The organism is Xanthomonas sp. CFBP 8443, assembly GCF_025666195.1.
Taxonomy (GTDB): domain Bacteria; phylum Pseudomonadota; class Gammaproteobacteria; order Xanthomonadales; family Xanthomonadaceae; genus Xanthomonas_A.
In genome coordinates, this window is sequence record NZ_CP102592.1 from 739491 (window position 1) to 761427 (window position 21937).

General features: G+C 68.3%; 18 protein-coding genes. 10 read left to right on the top strand and 8 right to left on the bottom strand.

Annotated features, from left to right (window positions below; all coding sequences use genetic code 11):
* Positions 1 to 696: 696 nt before the first annotated feature.
* Positions 697 to 3177, bottom strand: a complete 2481-nt coding sequence (locus NUG20_RS03075) for a DUF1963 domain-containing protein (RefSeq protein ID WP_263396993.1) — start codon at positions 3175 to 3177, stop codon at positions 697 to 699.
* A 263-nt stretch (positions 3178 to 3440) separates the two neighbouring features.
* On the opposite strand from NUG20_RS03075, the gene NUG20_RS03080 reads away from it, so the two are divergent.
* The 3 genes from NUG20_RS03080 (at position 3441) to NUG20_RS03090 (ending at position 6605) form a co-directional block, all read left to right on the top strand.
* Positions 3441 to 4361, top strand: coding sequence for a hypothetical protein (locus NUG20_RS03080; protein ID WP_263396994.1), 921 nt, complete (start codon positions 3441 to 3443; stop codon positions 4359 to 4361).
* 212 nt (positions 4362 to 4573) lie between these two features.
* A complete protein-coding gene (locus NUG20_RS03085) occupies positions 4574 to 5239 on the top strand; it encodes a DUF4142 domain-containing protein (protein ID WP_263396995.1) in 666 nt (221 codons plus the stop codon).
* A gap of 328 nt (positions 5240 to 5567) precedes the next feature.
* Positions 5568 to 6605, top strand: a complete 1038-nt coding sequence (locus NUG20_RS03090; RefSeq protein ID WP_263398382.1) for a DUF5694 domain-containing protein — start codon at positions 5568 to 5570, stop codon at positions 6603 to 6605.
* Positions 6606 to 6669: 64 nt separating this feature from the next.
* Here the strand turns inward: NUG20_RS03090 and NUG20_RS03095 are convergent, their stop codons facing one another.
* Together NUG20_RS03095 and NUG20_RS03100 are read right to left on the bottom strand one after the other, a co-directional pair.
* Complete coding sequence (locus tag NUG20_RS03095) at positions 6670 to 8001, bottom strand: M1 family aminopeptidase (RefSeq protein ID WP_263396996.1); 1332 nt, start codon at positions 7999 to 8001, stop codon at positions 6670 to 6672.
* A 44-nt stretch (positions 8002 to 8045) separates the two neighbouring features.
* Complete coding sequence (locus NUG20_RS03100) at positions 8046 to 8966, bottom strand: alpha/beta hydrolase (protein ID WP_263398383.1); 921 nt, start codon at positions 8964 to 8966, stop codon at positions 8046 to 8048.
* Positions 8967 to 9270: 304 nt separating this feature from the next.
* Between NUG20_RS03100 and NUG20_RS03105 the strand changes: the two genes are divergently transcribed.
* Positions 9271 to 10257, top strand: coding sequence for a polysaccharide deacetylase family protein (locus tag NUG20_RS03105; protein ID WP_263396997.1), 987 nt, complete (start codon positions 9271 to 9273; stop codon positions 10255 to 10257).
* Between the two features lie 108 nt (positions 10258 to 10365).
* Entirely contained in the window at positions 10366 to 10566 is a 201-nt protein-coding gene (locus tag NUG20_RS03110) for a hypothetical protein (protein ID WP_263396998.1), read from the top strand.
* A gap of 215 nt (positions 10567 to 10781) precedes the next feature.
* Here the strand turns inward: NUG20_RS03110 and NUG20_RS03115 are convergent, their stop codons facing one another.
* Complete coding sequence (locus NUG20_RS03115; RefSeq protein WP_263396999.1) at positions 10782 to 12092, bottom strand: acetamidase/formamidase family protein; 1311 nt, start codon at positions 12090 to 12092, stop codon at positions 10782 to 10784.
* A gap of 237 nt (positions 12093 to 12329) precedes the next feature.
* Between NUG20_RS03115 and NUG20_RS03120 the strand changes: the two genes are divergently transcribed.
* Positions 12330 to 12953, top strand: coding sequence for a DUF2076 domain-containing protein (locus tag NUG20_RS03120; protein ID WP_263397000.1), 624 nt, complete (start codon positions 12330 to 12332; stop codon positions 12951 to 12953).
* A 377-nt stretch (positions 12954 to 13330) separates the two neighbouring features.
* On the opposite strand, the gene NUG20_RS03125 is transcribed toward NUG20_RS03120, so the two are convergent.
* Complete coding sequence (locus tag NUG20_RS03125; protein WP_263398384.1) at positions 13331 to 14512, bottom strand: glycoside hydrolase family 30 beta sandwich domain-containing protein; 1182 nt, start codon at positions 14510 to 14512, stop codon at positions 13331 to 13333.
* A 494-nt stretch (positions 14513 to 15006) separates the two neighbouring features.
* On the opposite strand from NUG20_RS03125, the gene NUG20_RS03130 reads away from it, so the two are divergent.
* The 3 genes from NUG20_RS03130 to NUG20_RS03140 all read left to right on the top strand — a co-directional run bounded on the left by NUG20_RS03130 (position 15007) and on the right by NUG20_RS03140 (position 18489).
* A complete protein-coding gene (locus tag NUG20_RS03130; protein WP_263397001.1) occupies positions 15007 to 17094 on the top strand; it encodes a beta-galactosidase in 2088 nt (695 codons plus the stop codon).
* 176 nt (positions 17095 to 17270) lie between these two features.
* Positions 17271 to 18032, top strand: a complete 762-nt coding sequence (locus tag NUG20_RS03135; RefSeq protein WP_263397002.1) for an AAA family ATPase — start codon at positions 17271 to 17273, stop codon at positions 18030 to 18032.
* 115 nt (positions 18033 to 18147) lie between these two features.
* Positions 18148 to 18489 (top strand): DUF3817 domain-containing protein, encoded by a 342-nt coding sequence (locus NUG20_RS03140; RefSeq protein WP_263398385.1) that lies wholly within the window; start codon positions 18148 to 18150, stop codon positions 18487 to 18489.
* Positions 18490 to 18610: 121 nt separating this feature from the next.
* Here the strand turns inward: NUG20_RS03140 and NUG20_RS03145 are convergent, their stop codons facing one another.
* Complete coding sequence (locus NUG20_RS03145) at positions 18611 to 19144, bottom strand: hypothetical protein (protein WP_263397003.1); 534 nt, start codon at positions 19142 to 19144, stop codon at positions 18611 to 18613.
* A 408-nt stretch (positions 19145 to 19552) separates the two neighbouring features.
* On the opposite strand from NUG20_RS03145, the gene NUG20_RS03150 reads away from it, so the two are divergent.
* Entirely contained in the window at positions 19553 to 19888 is a 336-nt protein-coding gene (locus NUG20_RS03150; protein ID WP_263397004.1) for a hypothetical protein, read from the top strand.
* Positions 19889 to 19911: 23 nt separating this feature from the next.
* On the opposite strand, the gene NUG20_RS03155 is transcribed toward NUG20_RS03150, so the two are convergent.
* Both NUG20_RS03155 and NUG20_RS03160 read right to left on the bottom strand, forming a co-directional pair.
* Positions 19912 to 21015: a DUF1615 domain-containing protein gene (locus NUG20_RS03155; RefSeq protein WP_263397005.1), complete on the bottom strand. Its 1104-nt coding sequence runs from the start codon at positions 21013 to 21015 to the stop codon at positions 19912 to 19914.
* Positions 21016 to 21100: 85 nt separating this feature from the next.
* Positions 21101 to 21904 (bottom strand): NAD(P)H-dependent oxidoreductase, encoded by an 804-nt coding sequence (locus NUG20_RS03160; protein WP_263397006.1) that lies wholly within the window; start codon positions 21902 to 21904, stop codon positions 21101 to 21103.
* Positions 21905 to 21937: the final 33 nt, after the last annotated feature.

A 21937-nucleotide genomic window follows, 5' to 3' on the forward strand; every position in this document is an offset into this window, starting at 1 on the left:
ACGTTGGCAACGGCAGGGCGTGGTTGGCATCGGCCTGCCGATAGAGCACGCGCGCCTGGCCTTCCCATTCGAGATAGCCCGCATCATCATCGCGCCCGAGCCAGCCCGGCTCAGTCGCAGCCAGCGCCTCGGCCCGCAGTCCGGCATCGGCGATGGCCTCCACTGGCGTACGCACCAGCACCCCGTGGCGCAGCAACACATCGGGCAACCGGAACCAGGTCAGGCTGGTGTCGTAGCGCGCTTGCAGATGTAACAGCCCGTGGATCAGCGAGGATTGGCGTGGGCCGTCCAGTGCGCTGCGGTCGACCAGATGGATCGTGCTCTCGATCAGGTCCTCGATGGCGTGCTGCGACATCGTGCGTCCTTCTGCGTCCGTGGCGTCAAGTGGAGCTTAGCCGTCTGTCCTTTGCAGGGGCATGAACGCGCGCAACGGCTGTCGCGGCGTGGATAAAGGGACTTCCTAAAGCAGCGTCGAATGCGGGCGAGACACGTCGCCGCCAGGTCGCTAGCGCAGCGGCTGTATTGCTTGCGTGCGCACAAGTGACGCCGCGGCCCATGTACGCGTTGCCGATCCATCATGGCGAGCGTTCTCTCGGGAAGAGGGGCAGCACCATGCGCGAAGTGGGAGGCGCGATGATGGAAGCGGGAAGCAGGCAGCAGGACGCCTGCTCAGATACCCGTTCTCAGGTCGAGCGCCTAGCTGCTCTCCAACCCGCAGTACACGTTGGAGAAATCACGCTTGGCGAGGTCGCTCTTGTGGATCACGAAATACAGCTCGCCTGCGTCCCAGAAGCAGAAGCCGGGGTTCGCATCCGATGCGACGCGCAGCAGCACCATGAAATCCTCCGGGCGACCGTGCAGGCGGTTGGCGGCTTCGCTGAGCGGGGTGTCGTGTTGCTTGAACACGTGGCTGTTCACGCCGTGCACTGGGGAGACGACAGACTGCGCCGCAAGCCGATCGCGCAGCGATTCGACGAGCTCATACGCTTCCTCCAGGGCATCCAGGCCCTCGGCCGCGCCTTGGTAATACTCCTCGTCGGAATAGAAATGCGGCACGCTGATCCAGTGGGCGGCGCTGGCGCGGTAGGGAAGGGTGCCGTCGTCCTGGTCGTCGAGCAACGCTGCATCGCTCGCCAGGTCCGCAGCGGCCTGCAGCGCCGCGCGCGGACCGGCGTAATGGAAGACCTGCGGCGTGAGGTCTTCCTGGTCCGAGATGAAGAAATACAGCACGCCGTCCCGCGGCAGGTAGGTCTGTAGCGGGGCCAGCTGCGTGCAGTCCAGTTGCGCGATGAACTGCATGGGGCGGATCGTGCCGTCGAAGGCAGTGACCCGGGGGTAGGACATGTCCGGTGGCAGGTCGGGCAGTCCGCCAAAGCGCGTGTTGCCGCGCATCCGGTAGTCGTCCGCCTCGTCCGTGGCCAGCGCGATTGCGCGCCACGCCAGCGCCTGCATCCCGGACCGGTAGGGCGCCCACTGCGCGTCGCTTGCCAGCGCCTGCTCCAGTTGCTGGGCCAAACCCGGGTCGTTGCGCACGTAGTAGGCATCATCGTCGAAGGCGACCGTACCTTGACCGCCGGCGCCCTTGTAGCGGTAGTCCAGCAAGGCGTGCTTCTTCGGCAGTTCCAGTTCCAACCGTTCGATGCGCTCCAGTCCGGCGGGCAGCGCGGTCAACGGGTTGTTGGTGAGGTCCAGCCGTTGCAGCGCCGGCGAGGCCGCGACGCTGGCGGGCACGGTCTGCAACTGGTTGCCTGCGAGCGACAGGGTCTTGAGCGTGGCGGGGAACGATGCGTCGGGCAGCTGCTCGATGGCGTTGTCGTCCAGCACGCAATACATCAGTGGCAGCGATAGCAGTTCCGGCGGCACGGTGCGAATGCCGGTGCGGGTGACGTGCAGGCGCCGCAGTGCGCGCAGCGCCCCGAGCGCGGCGGGCAGACGCTCGAGGGCCTTGGCCCTGACGATGCTCAGGTCCTCCAGGGCGGAGAAGCGGGCGATCGCGTCCGGCAATTCCTGCAATCCGTTGGCGCCGGCGGCTTCGTCGTCGTAGTAGATGCTCAGCGAACGCAGCGACGTATAGGCGTACAACGCCTCCGGTAGCGTGGGGCCGGCCAGATTGGATAGATGCGCGTGGCGCGGCAGGCCAGGCGGTGCGCTCGACAGCTCGTCCATCGAGGTGAAGCGGTAATTCGACCAGTCCAGGGTCTCCGTCGCCAGCTTGCGCGCGATGCGCACGGGATAGCGATGGCCGGCGCCGTACGCCTGCAGGTAGCCGCTGAAGCCGACCCAGCCCTGCTCCAGCACCAACTCTCCCCAGAGCTTGAGGTCGAAGCGCAGGCCGCCCGACCAGAGATAGGCCTGGTGGGCCGGCTCGCGATCGTCCTCGAAGCGGATACGGCCGGTCGGCACGCCCGCGCGGTGGACGCCCTTCACCGAGAAACGGAAATAGACCTTGGTATCGTCCACCAGATGTGCTCGGGCGGCCGCGTCCGCCTTGCGTGCACGCGCTTGCAGGTCGATGACCAGTTCGTCGCCACTGCTGCCCGTATTGCCGATGCTCGCCCCGGTCTCGCGCCGAAAGTCGAACGCCAGGTCGTCGATCCGAAAGACGTCGCGGCCGTCCTCGGGAATGCGGAACGGCTCCGCCGGCGCGGTCACGGGCGCGGGATGTCCATCGTCGTCGTCGCCGTCCTCGTCGTCCTGGCCGCCGAACATGTTCTGCATCCAGGCGTCGTGTGCCGCCAGCGCGGCGGCGGCGTCGCCGGTCACGCGCAGGCTGCGCAGCGCGGCGTCGAGCACTGGAACATGCTCGGCCTCGGTGCCGGCCGGACAGTCGCCCACAATGTCCAGGTACAACGCATCGTCCAAAAGCACCATGACGAACAGATACACATAGTCGTCGCCCTGCGCGGTCACCTGGAATGCAGGACGGCCGTCGATCGTCAGTGCCTGCTCGGCCAACACCGCGACTTCGCCGCGTCGTGTCCGGCACTCGGCACGAAAGCCTTCCCAGGGATCGGCGCCGGCATCGTGCGGGGTCTCGCGTCGCACGATGACGACGCCCAGCGAAACTTCATCATCGGCGACGGGGTACGCCGCTTTGACGAACTGGCCTACCTGCCGCACGACGGTGAAGCGGTCGGGCAGGTCGATGGAGAGGGCATCGGTCTGAACGCGGCGCATGGGCGTGGCATCGGCAGCGGTTGAGTGGCCGCAGCTTACCTTGGTGTTTTTACGGTTGTCATGCGTGGGGAGGCGTGTTGATCCCACACGCGAGCCGGCATGGAAGCGCCTACGTCGTGCGATATCCAGGACGTTTCCGATGATGCAAAGCGCCCCGTCATAGGACTTGGCGGCACATGGAGGTACGATTGGAGAGAGGCAGCACGCGCGCTTCGGTCTATTGGCGAACGTGCTTGGCAGCTTGGGTAGAGAGAGGCAATCGATTGGAAGCGACCCAGCATCACGCGCAACAGCGTCCCCCGGCCACGCGGCTCTACGCGCTGCTGGCGCGCGAGGCGCGCACTGGTGTGATCTTCCGCCGCGGACCCAGCAAACAGGTGCAGCTCATCCGCTGGGACCTGCGCGAGGACAGCTTCGAGCACGGGCAGTGGTTCAAGGGCCGCATCTACGAGCGACGTTGCGACCTGTCGCCGTCGGGCAGGTTGCTGGTGTATTTCGCATCCAAGCAAAAAGGCGATTTCGTCACCTGGACGGCGCTGTCGCGTCCGCCGTTCTTCACCGCGCTGGCGCTGTGGCCGAAGGGCGACTGCTGGGGTGGTGGCGGCATGTTCGAGGACGAAAGGACCCTGCTGTTGAACCATCGCCCGCAGGAGGGCCGCGATCCCTTTCCGTTGCCGACCGGCTTCCAGTTGCCGCACGACCTGCAGGTGCGGCCGTTCGGGCGCGGCTCGGGCGGCGGCGAGGACGAGCCGATCGACAGCGCGCTGCGGCAGCGCGACGGCTGGCAGGTGATCGATGCGGGTGTGGGCGAAACCGGTGGCCTGACATCGGACGTGCTCTACCGCTTCACCCGTCCGCGCGTGTGGGAGAAGCCGGGCGCCAGCGGCCGCCGGCTGCAGTCGCTGCTGCAGGCTGTCGGCCGCGAAAACGAGGCGTGGTACGGCCTGGACCATCGTGTCCTGGACCGCGACGGCACGGTGCTGCTGGACCTGCCCGGCAGCGACTGGGCTGACTGGGATGGCGGCGACCTGGTCTTCGCACGCGATGGCTGTCTGTACCGGCTCACGAAAAGCGGTTTTCGGGACTACGCGCAGGACGGCGAACGGGTCTTCCGTCTGCTGCAGGATTTCAGGAGCGCACGATTCGCTCCGCTCGCGCCGACCGCGAACGCGCTCAAATATTGATCGCGAGGCGCCGGTGGATGGAGGCAATGCCTAGGTAGGATCGCGGCGCAGCGATCCGATGCATGGCGACAGACACATTCGACTGCCGCGCCTCTTCGTCCGAAACAGCCCATGGCCGTCGCGATTGACCATGCATCGGCACTTTCATCGTCACACTACAAAACTGAAGAATTCATCCCGATTGCATGATGCGTCTTCACCCGCGTAGCGCGATGCTGGCCTCCCCATTGGAGGAGGAATCGCATATGAAACATTCACTGTTGGTGCTGTCCATCGTCGGTGCGCTGGCCATCGCGGGCTGCAAGAACAAGGACAACGACGCTCCGGCACCCACCGCGGACACGCCGGCGGCCTCCACCGAGCCGACGCCGGTCGGCGGCGCCGCGACGCCCACCACGCCGCCGGTCGGCGAAGCCAGTCCGGCACCGGAAGGTGCGGCGCGCGCCAGCTCCGGGGACGACATCGCGCTCGGCCTGCTGGGTGCGGTCGACAAGAATGAAATCGCCGCGGCAAAGCAGGCGCAGGAAAAGCAGGTGACGGGGGCGGTGCTGGACTACGCCAAGATGATGGAGAAGGAACACTCCGCCAACCTGGAAAAGACCAAGGCGCTCGGTACGCTGGCCGAAACGCCGGACGTCAAGCAGCTGGAGACCAAGGGCGAGCAGGAGCTGACGACGCTGGGCGAGAAGTCCGGCAAGGACTACGCGGCGGCCTACATCGACGCGATGATCGCCGGGCACAAGGAGGCGCTGCAGCTGATCGACTCGCAGATGACGGCGGCGGCGTCGACCGATCCGGTCAAGAAGCACTTGACCGAGACCAGGACGCACGTCGAGCAGCATCTGGCGAAGGCGGAAGAGATCAAGAAGTCGATGTGATCCCATGGCGTGGCAGGTCGTCGATCTGTCACGCCTTGCTGGCGTAACGTCCGCACGTACGCGTTGGCATTCCTCGTAACAACCGATCGGGCTCGCTTCTTTTCGTCCACTCCTTGGAATGGAAAGAAGCGAGCCCGCTTGGTTGTTGCGCAACGATTCGCACGCACGCACGCACGCACGCACGCGCCGCGGCGGCGGCGAAACCCATCGCACGTCACCGACGCATGCCTTTCGGCACGCCATCCAACGGCACGGGTGGCGGTGCACGCGTTTGGCGACACTGTCCGCTACAACCGGATGGAGGGATGGCATGGCGCGATGGCGGTCGATGGTCGGATGGTGCGTGGCGCTGGCGCTGCCAGTCGTTGCGCAGGCGCAGGTGGATCTGACGACGTTGGACAAGGACATGCTGGGGCCGCGCACGCAGGTGCTGGTGCTGGGGTCGGTCCATCTCAGCGAGATCGACGGCGGCGTTGCGCCTGCGGCGCTGGACGCGCTGCTCGATCGCCTCGCGGCATTCAAGCCGGACATCATCGCCATCGAGGCCATCGGCGGCGAGCAGTGCGATCTCGCTGCGCGCCACCCCAGCGTCTATGGCGCCGACTATTGCCTGTCGACCAGCGAGGCGCAGGCAGCGACGGGGTTGGATGTGCCCGCCGCCCTCGCCGAGGTCGACACGGCGCTCGCCGCCTGGCCGGCGCAGCCGACGCCTGCGCAGCGGCGACGACTGGCGGCCGTGTTCCTGGCGGCCAACGAACGTGCTTCTGCCTATGCGCAATGGCTGCAGTTGGTGCCGGCCGAGCGACACGCGGGCGATGGCCTGGACGCGGCGCTGGTGGCGGCGCTTGCCAAGATCGCCACGAGCAGCAACGAGAACTACCGCATCGGTGCGCGCCTGGCGGCACGGCTGGGCTTGCCGCGCGTGTACCCGGTGGACGATCACACTGGCGACAACATCCGGGTCGCCGACAGGAAGGCGTTCGGCCAATCGATCGAGCAGGCGTGGAAGGATGGCAGGGCCGCGCTGGACGGGATCGAGCGGCAGGAACAGGCGTTGCAGCAGGGAAGCGATCTGCTGCCGTTGTACCGCTTCATCAATCGCCCGGAGAACCTGGCGATCTACGCAGACGTCAATGCCGGCGCGGCGATGCGCGCGGCGTCGCCGCAGCACTATCCGCAGATCTGGGTGAGCGGCTGGGAAATCCGTAACCTGCGCATGGTCGCCAACTTCCAGCAGACCTTCCGCGAGACGCCGGGCGCACGGGTGCTCTCGATTGTCGGCGTGTCGCACAAGCCATGGTTCGACAGTTGGCTTGGGCAACTGCAGGGCGTGGAGAGCGTCGATGCGCAGCGGGTGTTGCAGTGACCGGCGACGGCCGCTGCGATGCGGCGCAGGCGGCCGTGCGGCGGCGGTGTCGCGGTGACCGCTTTCAGCGTGTTGCTGCCGCCGGCTCGGCGGTGCCGTAGACCCATTCGACGAAGACCGCCGACAGGTCTTGGCCGCTCGCGCGCTCCATCGCGGCCTGGAAATCGCGGCTGGTGACGGTCTTTCCGGCATGGCCGCGGGTGAACCCACGGATGCCGTTCCAGAAGGCCTGTTCGCCCAGGCGCTCGCGCAGGTGCGCCAGGAACAGTGCGCCCTTGCTGTACTGGACGGCGCGGCGCATGCCGAGGGATGGATAGCTGCCCGACCACGCGAGCGGCTTGTCGAAGCCCGCGGCGCGGGCGCGCTCCAGCCGACGCTGTGCCTGGTCCAGTTCCTGCCGATAGGCGGCAGCGCCGACCGCCTGCTCCTTCCACGCCGCGGTCATGAACGTGGTGATGCCTTCGTTCAACCAGAAGTCCTGCCACGTCGCGCAGGTCACCAGGTTTCCCCACCACTGGTGGGCCATCTCGTGGGCCACGATCCATGCCGCGGACGGCGCCTGCCGGTCCTCTTCCAGGGCTTCCTGGCCGATCAGCGAGAACGTCGCGGCCTCCTGCGCTTCCTGTCCCGGCACCAGCAACTGCGTATAGCGCCGGTCGGGCAGGGCGATGCCGGCCTTGTCGGCGAGGAAGCGTGCGATGCCCGGCGCCTGCGCGAACGCCGCCGGCAGGTCGGCACTGTTCCCGGTGGCGTCCAGGTACACCAGTTCGCCGACGTCGGTGTTGACCGTCGCCTTGGCGAAGGTGCCCGCAGCGAAGCCGAACAGGTAGGCCGAGTAGGGCCGGGTGGAGCGCCAGCGATGCAGGACCAGGCCGTCGCGGCGCGGACGCAGCGGCAACGCCTTGCCGACACCGAGTGAGGTCGCGCCTGCCGGCAGCAGCAGGTCGAGCGCGAACGCGGCCTTGTCGCCGGGCGCGTCCTGCAGGCAGACCATCCAGTCGCAGGCGAAATAGCTGCTGTAGACGCCGTCGCCGGCGCGCACCAGGCCGTGCGCGGGCACGCCCTCCAGCGCGAAGCGGAGCGTGGCGCTCGCGCCCTTCTCCAGCGGCGCGGGCAGTTCGAAGACGATGCCGTCGGCGCGGCTGACCACCGTCACCGCGCGCCCGTCCAGCGACGCGGCACGCAGCCGCAAGGCGTTGGGCGAGAACACCAACTGCGACACCCGCTGCGTGCCGCGCAACGTGATGCTCTGCGTACCCGCCACGGCGGTGGTCGCCAGGTCGGGGTGCAGGGTCACCGCATAGCGCTCGACTTCGAATCCCGCACCGGGCGCCGGCGCCACGGTCTGCGCCGCCGCGCCCGTCGCTACTGCCGATGCGGCGACCAAGACGGCCAATGCCGCGCATGCGCGCCAGCCCGCTCGCCGGGGTGCCGGGCGTGTCATCGGGGCTCCTTGGTGCCCAGCAGATACTTCAGCCCGTGGGTGAGTCCGCGCGGCGCCACGCTCAGGTGGTCCTCGTCGTTGAGCACGTCCAGTTGCACCTGCAGCCCGGGATAGCGCCTGGCGCGCAGGCTGCGCACCATCGCCTGCGCATCGTCCACCATGTCGTAGTTCTGCCCGTAGCGGGTCTGCTCGTACTCGCCGACGTAGAGATAGACCTGCGCCGGCAGATCCTTGTGAGTGGCGGCGAACGCCTTTTCCTGGTCGCGCATGGCGTGCTCGCCGTACCAGTACGACGGGCTGCCCAGGATGTAGCCGGCGAACATCTCCGGCGCGCTCAGCAGGATCTGGGTACCGAGCAGGCCGCCGTAGGAGTGGCCGAGGTACAGGCGCCTGCGTTCGTCGGTGCGGTAGCGCTGCGCCACGAACGGCAGGACTTGGTCGCGCAGGTAGCCGATGTAGCCGTTGGCCTTGCCGTGCGTCGGGGTCGGCGCCGCGTTCGCCCCGTCCTCCGGCGTCGGCGTGTAGTCGCGGCGTCGGCTCGGCATGGGCTCGTCGCCGACGGCGTACGACAGGCCCACCAGGATGAAGTCGTCGATCTTCGGCCCTTCGCCGTTCAAGCGCCGCGCGATCGGCCGCACCAGCGGGAAGGCGTAGTCGGCGTCGGTGACATAGAGGACGGGATAGCGGCGGGCGGGATCGTCTGCATAGCCGCGCGGCAAGGCGACGAACACCTGGTAATCGCGGCCGGAGGCCGGATCGGGCACCGTCCAGACCTGGCTCTCCGGGATTTCGTAGGGCTTTCCTTCGCCGCGTTGCCGTCCCGGCACGGAGGCGCTGGCTGGCGCGGACGTTGCCGGCGCCGGGGACGTGGACGTCGCGTCCTTTGGTGTCCTGGCGCAACCTGCGAGCAGCAACACGATCCATCCCATCGACATCCACTTGCTCAATCTCGTTCTCCTGCCCGCTCGGGCTCGATGGGATCCGGCGTGTGCGGACAGGGCGGCATGATGGCACGGCATCCGGTCGGCTCCGTTGCAGCGGCGTTTGCACAGCAGGCTGCGGTGCAGAATGAGCGGATGCGCATGCATGCGTGCGGCCCGTTGCCGCAGCCAGGCCAACGGCGACGCGACACGCTGCCGCCGCAGCCGCAGCCGCAGCCGCACGCGGCGGAGGCATCTGCGGCATCCGCTAGACTGGCCCGCTCCGGATCTGGTGTCGCCGATGAAACGTTACTGTCGCTATGTGCTGCTGGCCGTGCTGGCCGTGCTGGCTGTCTTCGGTGCCGCGCAGGTGCAGGCGCAGGAGTCGGACCGCCGCATCGCGGTGACCATCGACGACCTGCCGTGGCAGCGCATGGGCGAGACCCCGGCTGCGCAGTTGCCGGCGTTCCATGCGCAGCTGATGGCATCGTTGCGGCAGGCGGATGTGCCCATCGTCGGTTTCGTCAACGAGGACAAGCTCGAACAGGACGGCCACCTGCAGCCGCAGCGCGTGGCGATGCTGCGCGACTGGCTGGACGCTGGTTACGAACTGGGCAACCACACCTACGGCCATGTGAACCTGCACGACGTCGGCTTGCCGGCCTACGAGGACGCGATCGTGCGCGGCGAGCGCAGCCTGCGGCCGCTGCTGGCCGAGTACGGGCAACAGCTGCGCTGGTTCCGCCATCCGTACCTGGCCACTGGCCGCAGCGCGGCCGATCGCGAAGCGGTCGTCGCGTTCGTTGCCGCACGCGGTTACCGCATCGCACCGGTCACCGTGGACAACAGCGAGTGGGTGTGGGCCTTCGCCTATGCGCGGGTGCTGGAAACCGAGCCGCAAGGCGCGGCGCGCGAGGCCACGCTGCTGCGGCTGCGCAAGGGCTATGTGCCGTACATGCTCAACAAGCTGGACTACTACGAAGCGCAATCGCAGCAGCTGTTCGGCCGCCGCATCGCGCAGGTGTGGCTGATGCATGCCAACGAACTCAATGCCGTCGCCTTCCCGGAGCTGATCGCCGCCACGCGCCGCCGTGGCTATGCGTTCGTCACCCTGGACGAGGCGCTGCGCGATCCGGCCTATCGGCACGCCGAAGGCTATACCGGTGGTGGCGGCATCAGCTGGCTGCACCGCTGGGCTATGGCCGACCACAAGCCCAAGGACTTCTATGCCGGCGAGCCGCTGGTGCCGGCGTGGGTGTCCGCGCTGGCGGGGCTCGAGTCGGAATAGCGGCAAGCGGGTTGGAGACGTCGGGTGCATGGAGCGCACCTGCGCCGTTCACCTGTCCACGCACCCGATGGTGTCACGCTGTCGCTTCCCTCGCTCGCCAGCCTCTCCATGCGCGCCTCAGACACGCCACCCTGGAAGAAACCCAAGCCGCGCGGCCAGCGCTCGCAGCCGTTGTCGCCTGCGCAGAAGGCCGCGGCGCGGCAGCGCGCCGAAGAGAACGGTCGCCCGTATCCGAACCTGATCGACAACATGTGGGCGGTGCGGCTGCCGCGAGGCGATGGTGTGGCGGAGGAAGTGGGGAGGAAGTAGGGGAGGAATAGGCGTCGAGGTGCGCATGCGGTTGCAGGGCAGAGGCTGAGTTCTGGCGTGCGACCTACAGCAGCGGCGCCGTTTGATCTTGGGCTATCGGTCGCGGCAGGCCTTGTCGGTAAGGCCCGTCGCGACTGAAGTCGCTCCCACAAGGGAGCCGCTCCCGCTGCGCTTTGCTGGCTGCAGTACCTGAACGAATGCGCTGGCTCCGGTGCTCAGCGTGCCGGCTTCTGCAACGTGCGCAGCACCGACTTATCGATGCTGGCCGCCACGCCGATGCTGCGCCCGGCGAGATTGGCCACCCGGTAGTGCACCGCCACGCCCAGCACCTGGGTGGCCTGCGCCAGCGAAAGGCCGTAGTCCTGTTGCAGCCAGTGCAGCATGCCGGAGGTGGCCACGCGCAAGGCCTCGTCGCTGGAGCCGGCCTGGCCCAGCGTCATGATCTGCTCGGGCGATTCCACCCGCGGCATCGCGATCGCCCGGTGCTTGATCAGGTCGACCCGCAGTTCCACGTCCAGCGAAGTCTCCAGCGCCCATTGCGTGGTCTCGCCGTCGCCCTGCAGCGCGTGCCCGTCGCCAAGATAGAGCAGCGCGCCGGGCTGTTGCACCGGCAGATACACCGTATTGCCGGCGACCACCGCGTTGAAATCCATGTTGCCGCCGCTGGCGCCGGTATCGCCGGTGGACAGGGCGGCGCTGCCGAAGCCCGGCGCCAGCGCGAGGCCGCCGAGCATCGGCCGCAGCGGGATCGCGAAATGCTTCATCGGCCCTTCGGCATCGAGCGGCGACGCGAGCGAGGCGTCGCGGTCCAGGCGCCAGCGCACGTGTTTGCCGAGGCCGGCGGCTTGCGCGGCCACGCGCGGGGTCTGCAGGCGCCCAACCAGGCCATCGAGGCTGTCTGCACTGTCGCGGTTGAGCCGCAGCGAGACCAGATGGATGGCGAGCGTGTCGCCGGGTTCGGCGCCGGCCACGAAGAACGGCCCGACCTGCGGATTGCCGAACAGCGCGCGGGTGGTGCCGCTTGCGTCCACGCCGCCCGAATCCAGCGTCTGCGTGCGCAGCGTGTCGCCGGGCCAGAGCACCAGCACCGGCGCGCGATCGGCGCTGAAGGTATTGGCGTAATCGGCGGGCACGAAACGGTGCGTGCGTGCCGCGCCGCTGCTGCGTGCAGGCACGCGCCAAGCCTCGAAGGGGTGGGTGGCGCGTACGTCGGCGGCATTGGGATCGGGTTGGTCGCTGCGCCCGCGCATGCGCTCGCCATCGACGCTGCCGTCGAAGCGGTAGACGCGGCCATCGGCGGAGGTGGCCGCGAACGCCACCGCATCGCCGTGGCGGGTGCCGCGTACCGGGTCGGCGTCCAGCCGTCCTTGCAGTTGCGTGCCGGTCGCGTCCAGTTCGAGCGTCTGATAGACGCGGTTGCCCCATAGATCCGTGGCCACGATCCATTGCTCGCCGCCCCATGCCGGCGCCGCTGCCGCCAATGCCAATGCCAGTGCCGCGTTCCAGCGCATGCTTCGCCGCTTCATCGTCGTTTCCCTGGTGCGTGGTCGCTGACTACATTTGTAGTCATTGGCCGCCGGGGCTGGAAATGCCGGAAGTCACGCATCCAGGCTGTCGTCGCTGACGACCTGCGTCGCGCGCCGTTCCTGCGGTCTCGATGAATGTCGCCGCACCAAGGTGGCGGCATCTCCCTTGGTGCCGGCGTGTCCGCGCCCATGCTGTGCCTGCCGGCATTGGGCCGGTCACCTCCTCCAGGTACTGGTATGACCCCGCAAGAACAACAGCTTCTCGAAGATTTCCTGGCCCGCGTACGCGGCGCCGGCGGTGTGGCGAAGGATCCGCAGGCGGACGCGCTGATCCGCGAGCGCCTGGCCGGTCAGCCCGATGCGGCCTATCTGCTGGTGCAGCGGGCGCTGCTGCTCGAGCATGCGCTGGAGACCGCCAAGGCGCAGATCGCGCAGCTGCAGCAGGCCGCGCCGCCGCCAGCGGCTGCCAGTTTTCTCGGCCAGGGATTCAGCGCGGGGCCGCCGCCGTTGCCGCCGGCGCCCGCGCCGCAAGGCGCACCGGGGTGGCGCGAGCGCTTGTTCGGCGGTGGTGCCGGCGCGGCGGAGCAGGCGCCGGTCGCGGCACCCGCCGCGCGTGGGCCAAGTTTCCTCGGCACCGCGGCCACGACGGCGGCCGGCGTGGCCGGCGGCATGTTCCTGTTCGAGGGCGTGGAGAGCCTGCTCGGCGGTCACCACGGCAGCGGATTCCTGGGCGGCGGCGCGTCGCAACCCGCCGTGGTCGAGAACGTCACCAACAACTACTACGACGATGCGCCGCCGCAGGACGCCGACCAAGACTTTTCGGACGACACCAGCCCGGATGGCGACGACAACTGGACCTAGGGATCTGGACGTCCCGCTTGGCAGGCCCCTTGATGGGGCCACTGAGCGGGCGTTGTAGCGTCATTGCGCCTGCGATGTCTGTCCGCCCGTGGGCACTTTTCCCCGCTCTTCATCAGGCTGCCGCCGCATGGCCACGTTTCGCTGTCCAACGTGGATGCTGCCTTGGCGGACGTCAGGTCGGGATTCGCCGCGGCGGGTCCCAGCCTGATGCCGGCGACAAGGCACGAAAGGCGACGCGCGAGGTTACGGCATGGTCGTCACGCCTGACGCGCAGCATGCATGGCCGGACGAATCTGCGGCCTGTCGGGCCGCAGATCCTCGGTGTGTCGTGCGCTGTGGCGAACGGACCATCGGTCCGGGCGCCGCAACGCAAACGCTCAGTTGCTGATGAACGTCGCCACGCTCTGCGGATCGACATAGAACGCAGTCTGGCCGTTGCTGACCTGATACGTGCCGCCGTAACCGACATTGACGCTGGCCGAGGTGCTGTACTTGGTGAAGCTGGGCGCGCTGCCGCTGGGCAGGGTGACCTTCAGTTCGCGGTACTGGGTGCCGGTGTTGACCGCAACCAGCACGATCTTGTTGTCGGTCCGCTTGTAGGCGGTGACGGCGACGTCGCTGTACGGCGCGGCGGTGGCGCCGATCCGCTTGGCGCCGGGGCGCACGAAGCGCGCGTACTGCGCCATCGCGTAGCCGCGCTTGCTGATCGCACCGCCCTCGGTGATCAGGCCATAGCTGCGGCGGATGTACCACCAGATGTAGGCGCTGTAGTTGGCCGCCATGCTCTTGTGCAGCTCGCTCGCCACGCCCAGCGCGGACGGCCAGGCATTGCCGTCGGTGTTGTCGGTGTAGTGCTCGGTCATCCACAGCGGCTTGCCCTTGCTGCGCGCCAGCGGATAGTCCTTCGGCTGCACCCCGTACAGGTGCCCGCCGATGATGTCCACGTGCTGGCTGGCGCTGCTGTTGAGCAACGCATCGGTCAGGTTGGGATTGAAGTTCAGCGACTCGGCGGCGAGCACTTTCAGGTTGCCGAATCCGGCGCCCTGGGCGCTGAGGAAGTTGGTGAAGTCGCTGGCGCTCCATTCCGCAGACTCGTAGTCCGGATGCCAGTCCGGTTCGTTCTGCAAGGAAAGCGCGTACAGCGGTGCGCCCTTTCCGGACATGTAGTTGGAGAAGTCCAGCAGATGCTTGGCATAGGCGCCGTAGTACTGCGGCAGCAGCTTGCCGCCGTTGTTGAGGTTGTTGTTCGACTTCATGTACGCCGGCGGCGACCACGGCGAGGCCAGCAACAGTGCGCCATGCGAGCGCGCACGTACCGCGGCCGGAACCTGCAGGCTCCAGCCGGAACTGGAGGGGTCGATGCGCATGCGCATGATCGACAGCCCGATCTGGCCATCGCCGCTGCCGAAGGCCAGGTCGACCTGGGCCGGCGTGAGGTCGGCGATCCAGCCGGCGCCGCTCATGCCGCCGAAGCCCTGGATGGTCTGGTGCGTTTCGCTTGGGGTGACGGTGACGTTCTGCGCCAAGGCCGGTGCGGTGGACAAGATCGCTGTGGCCATCGCCAGCACAGTGGCGAGGATCCGTGGTGTTCTCATGGTTGTCTCCGGGGGAATGGGACAGGGGCTTGTGGCAGGGCGTGACGCTACGCCGCCGACATGACATAGACAATCGCTGCATGCACCAAGCGCGGCAAGTGGGATGCAACGCGCAGGGAGGCAGGGATTGCATTCGCGAAGGCGTAGGACAGCAGCGAGCCTGCCCCGGGACACGCGCATAGCGAATGGCGATGCCGCGGCTACTGTGCAGGTCCGGCGCTGCGCATGCCGAACTGCGGGTGCATGCGCGAAAGCGGCCTTGCCGGTGCATTGCGGATACCAGGTGTTGTGCGGGCGCAATCCTGAGCCGCGCGGCCGCGACATCGCCTACTTTGTGCACAGTTGCGCATCCAGGTTCGGCAAGTTACGCAAGTGCGCACATGGTACGTGCGTGCACAATGATGCTGGCGGCCGCCAGGGTCTGCCGGCCGCCTTTCCCCCTCCCGACGAGTCCGCCTATGCCATCGCTTTCCTGGTTTCCGCAGTGCACCGCAGCGCTGCTACTCGGCACGCTGTTCGCGCTGGCTGCCATGGTGCCCGATGCCCGCGCGCAGGCCACCCGCTATGCCGATGCCGCGCCGGTGCTGTTGGGCGTGGCCTGGTATCCGGAGCAGTGGCCCGAGCAGCACTGGGAGCGCGATCTGGCCTTGATGGAGGCCGCGCACGTGCGTGTGGTCCGGATCGGCGAGTTCGCCTGGAGCCGCATGGAGCCGCGCGAGGGCCAATACGATTTCGGATGGATGGACCGCGCCATCGCCGCGGCCGCGCGGCACCACATGGTGGTGGTGCTCGGCACGCCGACCGCCGCGCCGCCGGCGTGGTTGACCCAGGCCTACCCGGACACGCTGCGCATCAGCCAGGATGGCGTGCGCGACGAACACGGCAACCGCCAGCAATTCTCCTTCGCCAGCACACGCTATCGCCGCTTCGCGCGCGCCATCGCCGGGCAGATGGCGCAGCGCTATGGCCGCAACTCGCACGTGGTCGGTTGGCAACTGGACAACGAGTACGCGCAGGCCTCGTTCGATCCGGAGGCCAAGGCGCAGTTCCATGCCTGGCTGCAGCGCAAGTACGGCAGCATCGAGGCGTTGAACCAACGCTGGGCGACCGCGTACTGGAGCCAGACCTACAACGACTTCGCGCAGATCCCGGTGCATGAGGACGAACAGAATCCGGCCCTGTTGCTCGAGTGGAAGCGCTTCGTCAGCGACACCTGGACCGACTATTCGCGCAATCAGATCGAGGCGATCCGTCCGCATGCCGATCCGCGCCAGTTCATCACCACCAATACGATGGGGTGGTTCGCCGGCTTCGATGCCTACAAGCTGCATGAGGTGCTCGACATCGCCGCGTGGGACGACTATGTCGCCGGGGAGCGCTACGACTGGGTGGACAATGCGGCGCGCCACGATCTCACCCGCGGCTACAAGCACCGCAACTACTGGGTGATGGAAACCCAGCCGGGCTTCGTCAACTGGCGCGCGACCAACGTGGCGCTGCGCAAGGGCCAGGTGCGGGCGATGGCCTGGCAGGCGGTGGCGCACGGTGCCGATGCGGTCGCGTACTGGCAGTGGCGCGCGGCGCCGAACGGGCAAGAGGAATACCACGGCACCCTGGTCGGCGCCGATGGCGAGCCGGTGCCGGTGTATGCGGAGATCCAGCAGGTCGGCGCGGAGTTCGCCAAGGCCGGCGCGGCGCTGGCGGGCACCACGCCGCATGCCGACGTCGCGCTGATCAACGATTTCGACAGCCGCTGGGCGCTGGGGTTCCAGAAGCATTCGTCCGATTTCGATGCGGTGGTGCAGATGAAGTCGTTCTACCGCCCGCTGCGGCAGCAGGCGCAGGTGGTCGACGTGGTCTCGGCGATGGCGCCGCTGGACGGCTACAAGCTGGTGGTGGCGCCGTCGCTCAACGTGCTCAGCGATGCGCAGGCGCAGCGCTTGAAGGCCTACGTCGAACGCGGCGGGCATCTGGTGCTGGGCCCGCGCAGCGCGATGAAGAACGCCGACAACGGCCTGCAGCCGCAGCGCCAGCCTGGTCCGCTGGGCGAGTTGCTGGGCGGGCGCGTGGAGCAGTTCTATGCGCTGGACAAACCGATTCCGGTCGCCGGTGCGGCCGGCGAGGGCAGTGCCAGGATCTGGGCCGAGCAGCTAAAGGCGCGGTCGCCGCAGACCGAGGTGCCGCTGCGCTATGGCCAGGCCAACGGCTGGCTGGACGGCGAACCGGCGGTGCTGACCCGGCGTGTCGGCAAGGGCCGCATCAGCTACGTCGGCGCCTGGCTCGACGACGCCACCCTCGACCGCCTCACCGGCGACTGGTTGCGCGCCGCGCAGGTGCGCGCGCCGCTGGCGGACGTACCCGCGGACGTGGAAGTGGGCGTGCGTAGCGACGGCCGCCGTCGCGTCGTGGTGTTGATCAACCATGGCAGCGAAGCGCAGCAGGTGCGTCTGCCGGCGCCGATGCGCTCGCTGCTGAGCACGGGCGCGGCCAGCGACGTGGTGCAGCTGGCGCCGGAGGACGTGGCGGTGCTAGACGATCGCCGATGAGCGCGGTTGCGATGCGCGGCTGACGCCGTGCGGCCGATCCGTACGCGCAGCACGTGTGGATCGGCGCAGGAACGGCCATGGCGGATGCCCCGCGCTGCGCGCGCATTGCGCGCAACGTGTCTCGCCGCGAAACTTGGCGCAGTAACGCCGGCTTCCTGCCGGCCGGGAGGGAGCCCGTGCGCGCGATCGATGCCGAGCACTATCTGATGGACGTGACGCTGAAGCAGGACCGCGTGGCGTCGATGCAGGCTTGGCCGTATTCGCTGCCGGCGGTGCGCAACCTCGGCGTGCTGCGCTTCCATCCGAAAGTGACCTTCATCGTCGGCGAGAACGGCAGCGGCAAGTCGACCTTGCTGGAGGCGATCGCGGTGGCCTGGGGCTTCAACGCCGAGGGCGGGACCAGGAATTTCAACTTCAGCACGCTGGCATCGCACTCCGACCTGCACCAGGCCTTGCGCCTGGGCCGCAGCGGCCGCCGCGCACGCGACGGGTTCTTCCTGCGTGCGGAGAGTTTCTACAACGTCGCCAGCGAGATCGAGCGCCTGGATGGGGCGCCGTCGTTCGGCGCTCCCGTCATCGACAGCTACGGCGGCGTGTCGCTGCACGCGCAGTCGCATGGCGAGTCCTTCTTCGCGCTGATGCTGCATCGCTTCGGCGGCAACGGCTTCTACGTACTCGACGAGCCGGAGGCGGCGCTGTCGCCATCGCGGCAGATGGCGATGCTGACGCGTCTGCATCAGTTGGTGCAGCAGCGCTCGCAGTTCGTCATTGCGACCCATTCGCCGATCCTGATGGCGTACCCGCATGCCGACATCCTGCAGATCGGCGAGGATGGACTGCAGCGCGTCGAGTATCGCGACACCGAGCACTACCGGCTGACGCGCGCGTTCCTGGAGCAGCCGCAGCGCATGCTGGATACGCTGCTCGACGAGGATTGAAGTCACGGCTGGTCGCCAAGGCCAGCGCCAGCGCGAGCGCCGACTCTGTAGAATGACGTCGCCAGCGGGCGTCGCCGCCGCCATCGCGTCGCGGCGTCTTCCTTCCCCACTGGAGTTGCGCGTGCCTTCCCCTCCGATTTCGCCTGTCGGCCGCCTGTTCGCCGCCGCCGCCTTCTTCGAAGGCCTGACCTGGGCCGGGCTGCTGCTCGGCATGTTGCTCAAGTACGGCACCCAGACCACCGAACTGGGCGTATGGCTGTTCGGCCGCCTGCACGGGGTGGCGTTCCTGGTCTATCTGGTCGCCAGCGTGATCGCCGCGGTTCGTCTGCGTTGGCCTTGGTGGGCGTGGCTGTTGAGCCTGCTGGCGGCGTTGCCGCCGCTGGTCACGGTGCCGCTGGAAATGTGGTTCCGCCGCATCGGTCTGCTCGGCTTGTCTCGGCAGCGCGCTGGGCGATAGGTGCGGCAGGCCGGGCGCACGCTGCGCGATCTTGCGCTCGGCACTCAGCTCCCTGTTCAAAGGCGCCAGACAAAAAAAAGCGGCCCGGAGGCCGCTTTCCCTGCTGCATCGGCGCTACCGCTCAGCCTTGGGTCACCAGCTTGATGTGGTGCTTCTTGGCGTAGGCATTCTGCGCGGCGTCCAGCGCGGTGGCGTCCTTGTCGAGGGTCTCCGATTCGGTGTTCAGCCGCTCCAGCAGCGGATGCACCTGCGCTTCGGTGTAGCCGTCGGGCAGTGCGGCAATCTCCTGCAGCGTCGCCAGCACCGTGTCGGCGCCCTTCTGGTAGGCCTTCAGCTTGGCGTCCAAGTCCTGCGCGTCTTCGGGAATGCCGAAGCCTTCGTAGGCCTTGCCGCTGCTGGCGATCTGCTTGCGCGGGTTGTTCAGCGCGTTGCGGTGGGGCTGCATCGACTTCAGCGCGCTCGCATCGGCCAGCAGTTGCTCGCCGCGCTCGCCGCCGATCCACGGCTCGGTCACCGTGCCGATGCCATTCCAGGTCGAGACGTTGTACATCAGGTAGTCGTCCGGCGACATGTTCTTGTTGCCGGTGGTGGGGTCGCAGGCGGAGAGCACGGTCGCGCACAGGGCGAGCAGGGCGAGGGTGACGAGATTCTTCAAGAGGATTTCCTTGGGACGAACGAGGTACGGGCCGGGCGACCGGCACGGTAACGACGGGACAAGGAAGTCACGCATGCGGCATGCCGGGGCGAGGCCGGCGCGATCATCCTTGATGGGTGCAATGGCGGCAGTCCGGACGGTGCGCGGCCTGCCTTGGCGATGCGCGGCGATTATACCGGCAACGCGCGCGGGCAGCTCCATTGCGCACGACGGACCTGTCTGCGGCGGCTATCATGCCCCCCGCGCAGGCACGTCGAAGCCTGCGGCGCCACTGTCGTGCACCGTTCGCGGACGGGCGCGATGCGTCCTGCGTCGCGATCCTCGCCGCAGTCGCGCCAGCGCGTACAGGCGTGTCAGGCATGCGGGGATGCAAGGGACGATAGGCGATCACCGCGACGGAGCGAGACGATGGGCAAGCACACACGACGGCGACCTATTCACGCGGCACCCACCGGACCGTGGCGGCGGCTGGGCGACCGCCTGCGCCGGCCGGCCCTGTTGCTGGCCGCGGCGCTGCTGGTGACCACCGCGTTGTTGAAGCTGTTCCTGCTGGTGCAGGCCGTGTCGCGCGGCGTGCTGGTCACCAGCGGAGCGCGCGGCGGTCCGTCCCGGGTGTATCGGCTGGATGCCGACGCGGGGCAATACTGGTTCTGGATCGCCTGGGACGGGGTATTCACCGTCGCGTTGCTGCTGCTGGCCGGCGTCTTCGTGTGGACACTGCTGCCGCCGCGCAAGCGGCGCTAGCGCCCGGCCAGCACGCCGCGGCGTCACTTGCCCATGCAGCGGCGCCAGCGCTCGGCGACGCGCTGTGCGAACCAGGCGGTGGTGAGGGTGCGGGTGATCTTCGGGCTCTCCAGGGTGATGCCGGGCAGCACCGCACGCGGCAGCGGCTTGCCCGCGCTGCGCTCGGCCAACGCGAAGACCTTGCGATAGAGTTCGGTGTCGCCGAAGTCGGCGGCGTTGCCGCGCTCCAGTGCACGGCGGATCTCCTGGTCGCGCAGCGCCAGCCGTTCGCCAAGGCTGCGCGCTGCGCGCTCGGTGGCGCCGGGCTGGTCGATGCCGGCGCCGGGAATCAACAGATCGCCGTCCAGCGCCAGACTCATGCCGCTGGTCTTGGACAGCGCGGCCTGGAACGCCGCGTTGCGGCTGGCGTACCAACCGGCGTTGAAGTCGGCGAAGCGATACAGCAGTGCGTCGTAGTCGTTCGGGTAACCGAGCAGATGCCGCGTGCCGAACCAGACCCCGCCGCGGCGGCTGAACACCTCGTGGCGCACCGTGTCCTGCACCGGATACGGATACCCGTCGGTATGCGCCTCGGCGAAGGCGATGCTGACCTGCATCGGGCCACCGGTGCGCACCGGGTTCAGATCGCCGAACAGGCGCTGGCCCAGCGGCACGCTGCCGGCGACGTCCTCGAAGATGACGCTGAGTTCCTGCTCGGTGCGCGCCGCGGCGATGCGCTCGCCATAGCTGCGGCCATTGGGCGACTTCAGCGCCAGCGCCGCATCGAGCATGAACCCGGGCACGTGCAGCGCCGCCGCGCGCCGGCCCAGTTCCGCGCGCGACAGTTTGCCGAGCCCAGGCACCGGCGGATTGGCCCGATAGGTGGACTCCTGCTCGATCACCGCCAGCACCGCGCAGATGTTGTCGGCGCTGGTGGCCATCTCCTGCGAGGACAGCGCGACATAGACGTCGTTGGCCCAGCCGCTGCGGTCGGGAATCGTCGCCGGAATGCGCCGTGCGATGTCGGCCTTGACCTCGGCCGGGGTGCGCTCGGGCGCGCGCGGCGCCTGCGTGGCGCAGGCGCCCAGCATCGCGGCGGCGCACAGGACGAGCAGGCGGGCGGGCGTTGAGAAGGGCGGGTGCTGCATGGATCCGGTGGCAGGCGCGACACCGTTGTCGCACGCGCCATCCTACAGGCGCGTCGGGCTGCGATGCGCCACGCGCGAGCTACGCCTAGCGCGGCGCTTCGTCCTCGCCGGGCGCCCGGACATGCGCCGCGAATCCGCTCCGGCCAGGGGCGACCTGCGGCCGCAGCGTCAGTTCCGGGATCGCGTAGTCGCCGCCGTTCTGCGTGCGGAACGCGATCGGCGGCGTGCTCCACAGCGTGTCCAGGCGCTGGCCGAGCGCATCGCGGGTCTGTGCGAACCGATCCGTATCCATGCGGCCGGTGCGGTGGACCACGAACGGCGGCAGCACGTCGAAGCCGGGATAGTGCAGGATGCCGTGCTGGATCGGGAACAGCAGCTCGTCGATCGGGCCGTTGATGCCGCGCGGCGCGTAGTGCGACTCCCAACCGCCAGTGCTGACGATCAGCATCGCGCGCTTGCCGGCCAGCGTGCCTTCGCCGTAGCGGTCGCCCCAGCGCGCATCGGAATGTTCGCCGACGCCGTAGGCGAACCCATACGCATACACGCGGTCCACCCAGCCTTTCAGGATCGCCGGCAGCGAGAACCACCACAGCGGGAACTGCAGCAGCACGGCGTCCGCCCAGCGCAGCTTGTCCTGCTCGGTGGCGATGTCCGCGCTCTGGCGGCCGTCGGCGAAGGCGCGCTTGGAAGCGAGCGACGGATCGAAGCGATCGCCGTCCGCGCCGTCCAGACTATCCTGCGCGTCGAGCGTGGGCTTCCATCGCATCGCGTACAGGTCCGACACCTGAACGTGGTGCCCGGCGGCCTGCAGGCGTTGCACGGCGAAGTCCTTGAGGGCGCCGTTGAGCGACCTCGGTTCGGGGTGGGCGTAGACCAGCAACACGTTCATGGGCGGGCTCGGTGACGGGATGCAGGCAAGGTA